Origin of the sequence: Mixta tenebrionis (assembly GCF_006517625.1) — a bacterium.
Taxonomy (GTDB): Bacteria; Pseudomonadota; Gammaproteobacteria; order Enterobacterales; family Enterobacteriaceae; genus Mixta; species Mixta tenebrionis.
Genome location: NZ_VHQI01000053.1, coordinates 1 through 574, shown reverse-complemented (window position 1 = coordinate 574; position 574 = coordinate 1). Strand labels below are relative to the sequence as shown.

Here is a 574-nt window from a genome sequence, read left to right as displayed (position 1 = left end):
GAATCGGTGTTTGAAAAGCTCTGTTCTGAAAAGGGACTTAAGACCGTTGATGTGGCCAGACCGTTAGAGCGTTCCGGTTATCTGCTTGGCGAAAGTGCCGGACACTATAAAAAAAGAGCGCTGAAGACGATGGCGCAGTCTTACTACCAGGTCAAAAAAGCGTTTCTGAAATGCAATGTGATGACCGAATTTTAACCCTGAATAAAACCATTTTGACTGAATAACAACGAATAGAAGGTGATGTATGATTTTTGAATCAGACCAGTACTATGACGGTTTTCCTCACGCTATCAGCAGCGAAAATGAAGAAAAAACCTCATTCAATGATTACGCTCTGGNGTGAAATCTTCGATGGCAGTGAGCCGGCGCTCCGGGCCGTCATTGCCAACGGTAAGATTAAATTCCTGGCTCGTTATACGCTTCAAGGGGCCTGCTATTATGAACCCCTCGGCACATTTCCACGTATGCCCGTTAACGTCGCGCGTGAACGAGCACGTGAACTCTATAACAGATTTGATGATCACCGGGTGCCGGATGAAGAATATGGGGCCATCCCGTTCTGACTGATGGCTGA

Annotated in this window: 1 pseudogene; it reads left to right on the top strand. The window is 46.6% G+C overall.

Annotation, left to right across the window (positions count from 1 at the left end):
• A pseudogene (locus FKM52_RS21500) lies at nt 1–195 on the top strand (DUF927 domain-containing protein); the annotation flags it as partial.
• Between the last annotated feature and the right edge of the window lie 379 nt (nt 196–574).